Consider the following 9,373-nt stretch of genomic DNA (forward strand, 5'->3'; position numbering starts at 1 on the left):
ATGCTTCTGCGAACCCTGGCCGCGACCTGAAGCCGCGGGGCATGCGCACGGCCGGCGCACACAGGTCCAACTCTTCTTATACGTCTTTGGGCTGGTCCGCAAACCAGGGGGCACGGGCTGCCATGATCAGGCCAGCGGCCTGCTCGGCATCAATCCGTGCCAGTTCCATCAAGTCATCCACCGACTGCTCTGCCAGATCTTCCATGGTGCAAACGCCACGGGCTGCCAGCTGATAGGCCAGCTCACGATCCATGCCATCCATCCCCAACAGATCCGGCGCCGGCTCCCCGGTGGTCACCTGTTCTTCCCGGGCGATGGCGCGGGTCAACAGGGCATCCCTGGCGCGCCGCCGCAATTCATCGACCATGTCTTCGTCGAATTCCTCGATCTGCATGATCTCGGCAGTGGGCACATAGGCCACTTCGTCGATGCTGGAAAAGCCTTCCTGTACCAGGATGGCCGCCACTTCTTCGTCCACGTCCAGACTTGACATGAACATCCGCTGCAACTCGGCGGATTCATGTTCGCTTTTTGCTACCGCCTGCTTTTCACTCATCACATTGAGTTCCCAGCCGGTGAGCTGAGAGGCCAGGCGTACATTTTGTCCGCCCCGGCCAATGGCCTGGGACAGTTTTTCCTCTGCCACTGCAATATCCATGACCCGGTTGTCCTCGTCCACCACGATAGACAGCACTTCAGCAGGAGACATGGCATTAATCACGAATTGGGCAGGATTATCGTCCCAAAGGATAATATCGATGCGCTCTCCGGCCAGTTCATTGGATACGGATTGCACCCTGGAACCGCGCATCCCCACACAGGCACCCACCGGGTCCAGGCGGGGATCATGGGAACGCACGGCAATTTTGGCGCGCATGCCCGGATCACGGGCGGCGCCCATGATCTCGATCAAACCCTGCCCCACTTCAGGCACTTCCAGCTTGAACAATTCCACCAGAAACTCGGGGGCGGTACGGCTGACGAACAGTTGCGGGCCACGGATCTCGGTACGCACATCCTTGAGATAGCCACGCAGGCGATCGTTAGGACGCACCGATTCCCTGGCGATCATTTCATCTCTGGGGATGAAGGCTTCCGCGTTACCCCCCAGATCCAAAAATACCCCATTGCGCTCGGAACGCTTGACCACACCCATCACCAGTTCACCAACCCGGCTCTGGAATTCATCCACCACCTTGGCCCGTTCGGCTTCGCGCACTTTTTGCACAATCACCTGCTTGGCTGTCTGGGCAGCGATACGACCAAATTCCACCGACTCAATGGACACCTCCACATACTCACCCACCTGAACTTCGGGGTTTTTCTGCACAGCGTAGGAGTGGAGGATTTGCCGATCCGGGGATTCAAACTCAGGATCCTCGTCATCCACCACCAGCCAGCGGCGAAAGGTCTCGTAATCCCCCGTATCCCGGTGGATGCTGACCCGCACGTCGATGTCCCCGCCATGTTTTTTGCGCGTGGCAGAGGCCAGGGCTGCTTCGATGGCCTCGAAGATCACCGCTTTCTCGACGCCTTTCTCGTTGGAGACGGCGTCCACCACCAGCAGGATTTCTTTGTTCATCAGTACGTCTCCACAGGACTGTCCCGCCGTGGCCGGAACACAACAGCCCCGCCGGACAGGAACGAATTGTCTAGAATTTGGGCACCAACCGGGCCCTGGAGATGGCTTCCAGGGGCAATCGCACCACATGCCCCTCCACCTCCAGGATCAGGGCCGTATCGGCATCCATATCGCTAATCCGGCCCCGGTAGTTGCGCTGCCCTTCTACGGGCCAGTTCAGGCGTACACGCACCTCTTCGCCCTGGTAGCGACGAAACTGTTCCGGGGTGAACAGCGGTCGATCCATGCCTGGCGAGGAGACTTCCAGCCGATAGGGCACGGGAATGGGATCGTCTACATCCAGAACACCGCTGACCTGATCACTGACGGCAGCACAATCATCCAGATTGATGCCCTCGGGGCCGTCAATAAAAATGCGCAGCAAGGCACTGTTGCGCTGCACACGGTACTCCAGCCCCCAAAGCTCAAAGCCAAGGCCGGCGACAACGGGAGCAATCAACTGCTTCAGTTCCTGGGCGTCGTGACTCACGCACTCTCCACAAACAAAAAATGGGCCTGCGGCCCATTCAAGAATACTCACCGACCCGGCACCGGGGGTGCCGCCTTATCAGTGCCGTCCTGCCGGACGACCGACAAGCTTGCGGGCCAGCCAACAAAAAAACCCCATCAGGGGCCTTGAATACAGGGTCAACCCAAGACTCGAAACGGGCCAAGGTGCATGGCCATTCAGCATGGCTGACCCGCTTGACTTGCGTAACATTGCCCTCAGGCCGTGACCCGATCTGCAAGGCAATATCATCAGGATTGGGGCATCATAACCCATAAACCAGGATCAGGTAAAGGACTGCCGTATGCGCCACAACGCCCAAAGGCCCAGCACAAATACCAGCAGATAGCCTGCCAGGGCGGCATTGGCAAAGGACATTCCCAGCCATTGCGGCCCCATGTCATCACAAAGCCCGGTGGCCAGGAACAGGGTGGGCACCTGCTGTCCCAGCCATTCCACCAGATGCTCGATCGGCCCCATTTCCGGCCCCACACAGGAAAATCCGAGATCTGGCGGCTGGCGTTCAAGCCAGCTCTGATACCCCGCCACCCCCATACCCACAGCGGCCACCATCAGCACCAGCAGGCCGGAAACCCCTCCCACCAGGGATGCCCCGAACACCAGGCCGGCCAGAGCCAACACCGCCAGCACCATGAACAGCAGGCGCTGGAAAATGCACAGGTGACAGGGATACAGGCTAAACCACTCGGTCAAACCGATGCTCAGCGCCGCAGACATCGCCGCAAACAGGGCAATCAGCAACCAGATGGGACGAAACATGCATGTCTCCCGTCGACGGGCCATGAACCTTGCTTGAACCTGGGGACATGATGACCGAATCGGCAGACAAGGAAAAGAGGCATGCGCTCAACTTGCATCTGATGACGCCCCCGGAAGGCGAAAACCCGACAGGCTGCTAGAATCGGGGCAACTCGGCTTGTTTGTTGCATCATCCCGTCATCAACATTGTTGAGAATTCCGATGTCTGCTACCCCAATTCGTTTAGGGCTGATGCCCCCGTTGACCGGTCTGGTTGCGCTCTATGGCCCGGAAATCGTCTGGGCGGCCGAGATTGCCACTGCTGAGATCAACGCCGCTGGCGGGCTTCTGGGATGCCCCTTGGAACTCATTGTCGAGGACGACGGCAGTATGCCGGAAACGGCGGTCGCGGCTGCCAAGCGGCTGCGTGAGGTGCATGGTGTCAATGCCCTGATCGGCAACCTGCTCAGTAATTCGCGGATTGCGGTGGCGACCATGGTGGCGGAGCCAACCTGCACCCCGTATCTGAATTTCTCGTTTTATGAAGGCAGCATCTCGGGGCGTTATTTTTTTCATTTTGCCGCGCTACCCAATCAACAGATCGACAAGATGATCCCCTACATGGCGGAGCGGTTCGGTCTGAAAATGTTTTTCGCCGGTAACAATTACGAATGGCCGCGAGGCTCGATTGATGCCGCCAAACGGGCGCTGACCAAGCTCGGCGGCGAAGTGGTCGGTGAGCTGTATTTGCCAATTGGGATAAGCAACGAGCAGCTTGAACACCTGCTCGATGATGTCGCCAAATCCGGCGCAGATGTGTTTGTGCCCTATTTTGCCGGCAGTGATCAGATCGCCCTGTTAAATCGCTTTGCCGAACGCGGGCTCAAACAGCGCATGGCGGTGGTGATGGGCCATTATGACGAGGTGCTGGCGGGCTGTTTACCCCCTGAGGTGCGTGAGGGGCTGTTCTCCTGCAATACCTATTTTATGGCGGTGAATACCCCAACCAATCAGGCATACCTGGCACAACTGGAGCGTCATCCTGAAGTCGACGCGCTCTGGCCAGCCGGACGCGGGGTGCTGACCAATTTTGGCGAAGGCACCTATGCGTGTGTGCATGCCTATGCCAAGGCAGTCACCCAAGCAGGCACCACCGACCCCGAGGCGGTGGTTGCCGCATTGGAGCAGATTCGCTTTACATCTTGCCAGGGCGAGATCGTGATGGATCCTGTCACCCATCATGCGGCAGTCAACTGCTATCTGGCACGCGGCCATGCTGACGGCACGCTGTCCCTTGTCGAATCCTTTGGTCGCATTGCTCCGCAGATTCCTGACCGTTATCGCAACAGCTTTACAGTTCCAGCCGCCGCTGCCCCATCGCTCGCGCCACCAGCGCCAGCACCGGTGAGTGCCACCGGGCTGTTTGAGCGCATTTTTGATGCCACGGATGTGGCAGTGATTACCACCGATGAACAGGGGGTGATTCTTCAAGCCAATCGCAGCACCAGTGAAATGCTGGGCTATGATGCGGACGAACTGCCCGGAATGAGCGTGCATTTTCTGCTGCCACCCCATCAACGGGCTCGCCATGCACAGATGTTCGAGCTGTTTCGTCACAGCGCCGACACCCAGCGTCGGATGGGGCATCGGAGCGAGATCGAGGGCTATCGCAAGGATGGCACCCAGTTTCCTGCCGAGGCTTCGATCAGTAAATTCCATGACCAAGGGCGGTTGATTTTGGTCGCAATCCTGCGGGACATCACTGCCAAAAAACAGGCAGAAGAGGATTTGCTGTGGCGCGCCACCCATGATCCATTGACCCGACTGCCCAATCGGGCGCTGATCAAAGATCGCTTGACCAAAGCCTTGCAGCGTTCACAGCGCAGTCAGCAATGTGTCGCACTGCTGTTTATCGACCTCGATCACTTCAAACTGATCAACGACACCCACGGCCATGAAGCGGGTGATCAACTGTTGGTGCATGTCGCCAATCGACTGTTGGAACAGGTGCGCCCTGGGGATACCGTCGGGCGGCTCGGTGGTGATGAATTTGTAGTGTTGTGTGAAAACATCGACCAAAATCTACAGATCGAACGCTTGGCAGAACGCATCAACGATGCGCTGCGCCTTCCGTTGCAGCTTGAGCATCAAACCGTGGTTTGCACGGCCAGTATCGGGCTGGCGCTGGGACAAGGCGACATCGCCGATGCCGATGCCATGCTGCGCAATGCTGATGCCGCGATGTATCTGTCAAAAGAACAGGGGCGTGATGGCTGGCGACCGTTTTCCAATGAATTAACTGACAAGGCGCGCACCCGTCTGGAGCTGGTCAACGGGCTGCGCCATGCCATGGAGCGCGACGAGCTGACGCTGGTGTTTCAGCCCATTGTCTCGACACAAAACGGACGGATCAAGGGTGCGGAGGCACTACTGCGCTGGACACCAGAGAGCGGGCCAATCTCACCTGCAGTGTTTATCCCGATTGCTGAACAAAATGGTCTGGTCAATCCACTCGGTACTTGGGTATTTACCCGTGCTTGCGAAACCCTGGCGCGGCTGATGGCCCGCTATCCAGAAGAGCACTTTTATTTATCGGTCAACCTGTCCACCAAACAGCTTGACCAGCCGCATCTTGCCGAGGAATTTGCCGCTATTTTGCAAGCAACGGGTGCCGATCCTAAGCGGCTGGTCCTGGAGCTGACCGAGACCTCGCTGTTTTCTGATGTTGAGAAAAATCTGCGTGAACTCAATCGCCTCGCTGATTTAGGCATGCGGGTGGCGGTGGATGATTTTGGCACTGGCTATTCGTCGCTGCTGCAATTGTTGCGGCTGCCAGTGTCGCTGATAAAAATTGATCGTGAATTTGTCGATGGGCTGGACAAACGCCACGATTCGCGGCTGATCATCAATGCCGTGATCAAAATGGCACGGGCACTCGGCAAGACAGTGATCGCCGAAGGGGTCGAGAACGAAAACCAGTTATTTGAGCTAAAAGCGTTGCAGTGCGAAGCAGTGCAGGGCTTTTTATGTGCCCGCCCAATGAGCGAGGCGGCACTGATGGACAATATTGACAACCAGTGTCAGCTTGACCACGAGCAACATGCCCAGGTCTATTATGTGATCTATGTCAGCAAGGCAAGCGCCGAGGTCGATCAAATCGCGTTAAAAACCATTCTGGAGCAATCCCAGCGCAATAATCAGCGGTTAGGGATTACTGGATTTTTGATCTATCGACACGGCTATTTCCTGCAGTTGCTCGAAGGACGCCAAGAGGTGCTGAATTCGCTGGTCGAGCGCATTATCAACGATCCACGCCATCAACAGATTCAAATCGTCGGACGTGGCTATGCCCCACACCGCTTATTTAGCGACTGGTCGATGGGCTATTGGCAGATTATCGATTTTGATGACGCCACCACTGAGGTCTCTGCATGGCAAAAACGCACCCTGTCGCTGTTAGAAATCAGTGCCGATACCCGGCTGGCGTATGCTTTTTTTGAGGCGTTGAGTCATTAGCTCAGGGGCTGCCCCTTTCACCTTCTGCCATTGTTCTGGATGGCATCTTCGCAGAAATAACTCTTATTTTTCAGCATTTTCAAACCTGCGATATTGGGGGGGCAGATGAAGATGAAGTGATTGGTCCCAAAATACTTCTGTTGCGCCCCTCGGACTTGGCCTGATAGAGGGCTATGTCTGCGGCATAAAGCATGGCTTCGGCGGTATCGAACGTGCCTCTTTCCACCACAATGCCGGCGCTCAGAGTGACTCGCCCAAATACGGATGCCGGGTGCTGGAGGTTCTCCATAAATAGGGCCTGATGGATTTTTTTGGCAATGTGCCAGGCGCCCAAAGCGTCTGTATTGGGCAGCAGTATCACGAATTCTTCGCCACCGTAGCGAGCACAAAAGTCCGCCGGTCTCTCCAGTTGCGCCTGGATCAAGTTGGCTACATGGATCAGACAATTGTCTCCGGCCTGATGACCCAAGGTGTCATTGAAAGATTTAAAATAATCAATGTCCAGCATGATCAGACCCAGATGAGTTTTCTCCCGCTGATTGCGCGCCCATTCCAGAGCCAGTTGCTCATTAAAGAAACCCCGATTGGGAATATTGGTGAGGGGATCAACTTTGGCTGAAACACTGAGCAGGCGATAGGAGCGTGACAACATGCCTCCCAGAGCAATGATGATCAAACTGCCCAACAAGGCGATGGCCAGATGGCTTGCTACCAGACCAAACCAACGGCCATCCCGGCTAAAGCTGAGGCTCACAGCCAGACCACCCCGAATATCTCCTTCTTGATATCCCTGATGACCATGACAGACCAGGCACGGGGCATCAGCGAACAGGGGGGCCATATAGTTGAACTGACGCTCTCCCGCCTCTCCCTCAACAAAAAAGCCGACTTCACTAACGCCGGCTTCAAACTGCCTAAGCGCGTCGGCTTGCCAAGCATTGGGAACATTTTCTGGACGCAATGGATTCAGACTGGTAATCGTGAATATAACCCCATGATGGGTCCGAGCCAGTTCGCTGATTTGGCGGGTCATATAAGCCGGATTCACCATCGTGAGGGTATTTCCTTCAGGGCCTTCAATCTCTCGATGAGGTAAACCCTGAAGATAAGGATTAGGCTGAACTTCATCACTAACGGGCACATAGACCGGGCCGTGAGTCGCATTCCACAGCCGCGTCGAGAGAACCTGGCTATACAATGCCCGAGCACTCTCAAAAGCGATTTCCTTACGCATGTGATATGTCTGATGCAGATTCCAGCTCAGAGAGGCCATCACCACAACACACCAGACCATCACTACCAAGCCAATTCTCCGACGAATCAGACCATTATTGACAGCCCTCAGCAAGCTGAGCATCTACTTGTGCCCAGCCAATGGCATCGGCGCAACCGGATCTGGATCTTCATCATAGGCCGGTGCCCACTCACTACCTCTCCAGCGGGGATGTTCGACGTCGAACGGGTTTAATGGGTCACGGCGAGGTAGCTGGTGGTTGTAGAGCCAGAATGGCTCCCCACGCTTTCTCAGATCTTCCTGCAGCGCAAGAGCGGCAGCGGTACAGAGGCGGTATTCATCACCCAGGAACCTCCTCCCATCAGTAGGGCTATCTATCCAGAATACCCACCAGAAATATTTGTAAAACCGAGCGTTTGGATGGACAAATTTTGCGTATGAGCTGCATGCCCTACGCCCTGAATCGCGTTCCTTCTGGATCATATCAAAGTTGGGTATGAGCATGGGAATCGTTTGGCTATGTTGTACGAGGGCAGATTATCCTGAGTATCAGGATAATCTGCGCCCGACGGGAACGCTACATCTGGTGGAAATTCGAGGACCAGAGTCAAGCAACGCGACAGCATGCGACCTCACCTCAGCCGATACCCCCGTTTGATCTTTCCGATCACGGCCGCCTCCAACGCCTTCCTGGCTTGGCCCCAGTCATCGAACGGTTCCACCTTCCGCTGACCGCTGCCTCGATTCCCCAGCCGCCCCCATTCCCGGACCAGGGCCACGGTGGCGAACAGGTCCGGCTGCAGGGTGACTGCTCCCCGCCCTAAGCGCTGACGCGCCATGGGCGAGGCTTCCCACTTCTCAGGCAGCAGCCGGCGATGTGCCGGACTTACGCAAGCCTCCATGGGCAGAGACGGACAGCCCTTCCGCCTTCAGCTTTACTATGCCTTGATGCTTGATGTTCAGCGCCGCGTTGATATCCCGGTCATGCTGTGTGTGGCAGGCCGGGCATTCCCACGACCGGACGTTCAACGGCATGGCGTCCCTCTTGTGCTGGCAGACATGGCAGGTTTTGGAGCTGGCAAACCACGGGGCGATCTTGACCAGATGCTTGCCCTGCTCCTTGGCCTTGTAGTCCAGCTTGGTGGTCAAGGCATACCAGGACGCATCGCCGATGTGCTTGGCGAGTCTGGCGTTTTTCATCATATTTTTGACCTTCAGCGTCTCGACGATCACCGCTTGGTTGTCGTCAACGATCTGTCGAGAGAGCTTGTGCTGGAAGTCGTGGCGGGCATTGGCGACCCGCTCGTGGGCCTTGGCGACGAGTAACCGTGCCTTGGCCCGATTGGCGCTGCCTTTCTGGCAGCGGGAGAGGGCTTTCTGCTTGCGCTTGAGGTTCTGCTGCGCCCGCTTGAGAAAGCGAGGGTTTTCGATCTTGCGGCCGTTGGAGTCAATGGCCAGATGGGACAGCCCCATATCCAGGCCTCGGTCCAAGCTTGGGCACCTTGATCCAGTCGTCGCCGGCCTTGACGCCGACACAGTGATAGCTGGATTGTTTGCCCCGCTTGCTCTTGAAGCTCGGATAGCCGGCCTTCTGCTGGGGATCGAAGAAGCATTGGAAGGCATGATCCAGGTTCAGGCATGCCTGCTGGAGGGCCATGGAATCCGCGTCTTTGAGCCAGCCATACTTGCGCGATTTCTTGGCGACCGGCAATAGCTTCTTGATGTCGTGTTTGGC

At 56.6% G+C, this 9,373-nt stretch carries 7 protein-coding genes and 1 pseudogene; 1 reads left to right on the forward strand and 7 read right to left on the reverse strand.

Annotation, left to right across the window (positions count from 1 at the left end):
- Positions 1 to 76 precede the first annotated feature (76 nt).
- From nusA to BMX62_RS00790, 3 genes are all read right to left on the reverse strand, one after another.
- Positions 77 to 1,582, reverse strand: coding sequence for a transcription termination factor NusA (gene nusA, locus BMX62_RS00780; RefSeq protein WP_090202532.1), 1,506 nt, complete (start codon positions 1,580 to 1,582; stop codon positions 77 to 79).
- Positions 1,583 to 1,652: 70 nt separating this feature from the next.
- On the reverse strand, positions 1,653 to 2,111 hold the full coding sequence (rimP, locus tag BMX62_RS00785; RefSeq protein ID WP_090202536.1) for a ribosome maturation factor RimP: 459 nt from the start codon (positions 2,109 to 2,111) through the stop codon (positions 1,653 to 1,655).
- Between the two features lie 303 nt (positions 2,112 to 2,414).
- Positions 2,415 to 2,909, reverse strand: coding sequence for a disulfide bond formation protein B (locus tag BMX62_RS00790; RefSeq protein WP_090202538.1), 495 nt, complete (start codon positions 2,907 to 2,909; stop codon positions 2,415 to 2,417).
- A 201-nt stretch (positions 2,910 to 3,110) separates the two neighbouring features.
- On the opposite strand from BMX62_RS00790, the gene BMX62_RS00795 reads away from it, so the two are divergent.
- The gene (locus BMX62_RS00795) at positions 3,111 to 6,404 is read left to right on the forward strand and encodes an EAL domain-containing protein (protein ID WP_090202541.1); all 3,294 of its coding nucleotides are present in this window, start codon (positions 3,111 to 3,113) and stop codon (positions 6,402 to 6,404) included.
- A 79-nt stretch (positions 6,405 to 6,483) separates the two neighbouring features.
- On the opposite strand, the gene BMX62_RS00800 is transcribed toward BMX62_RS00795, so the two are convergent.
- The 4 genes and pseudogenes from BMX62_RS00800 to BMX62_RS13005 form a co-directional block, all read right to left on the reverse strand.
- On the reverse strand, positions 6,484 to 7,638 hold the full coding sequence (locus BMX62_RS00800; protein ID WP_238375783.1) for a diguanylate cyclase: 1,155 nt from the start codon (positions 7,636 to 7,638) through the stop codon (positions 6,484 to 6,486).
- 632 nt (positions 7,639 to 8,270) lie between these two features.
- On the reverse strand, positions 8,271 to 8,477 hold the full coding sequence (locus BMX62_RS00805; RefSeq protein WP_162273480.1) for a WGR domain-containing protein: 207 nt from the start codon (positions 8,475 to 8,477) through the stop codon (positions 8,271 to 8,273).
- Positions 8,478 to 8,496: 19 nt separating this feature from the next.
- A complete protein-coding gene (locus BMX62_RS00810; RefSeq protein ID WP_238375784.1) occupies positions 8,497 to 9,129 on the reverse strand; it encodes a transposase in 633 nt (210 codons plus the stop codon).
- Positions 9,086 to 9,373: pseudogene (locus BMX62_RS13005) on the reverse strand (hypothetical protein); the annotation flags it as partial. The gene BMX62_RS00810 and the pseudogene BMX62_RS13005, both read right to left, overlap by 44 nt.

The sequence above is a fragment of the Ectothiorhodospira magna genome, from assembly GCF_900110965.1.
Classification (GTDB): Bacteria; Pseudomonadota; Gammaproteobacteria; order Ectothiorhodospirales; family Ectothiorhodospiraceae; genus Ectothiorhodospira; species Ectothiorhodospira magna.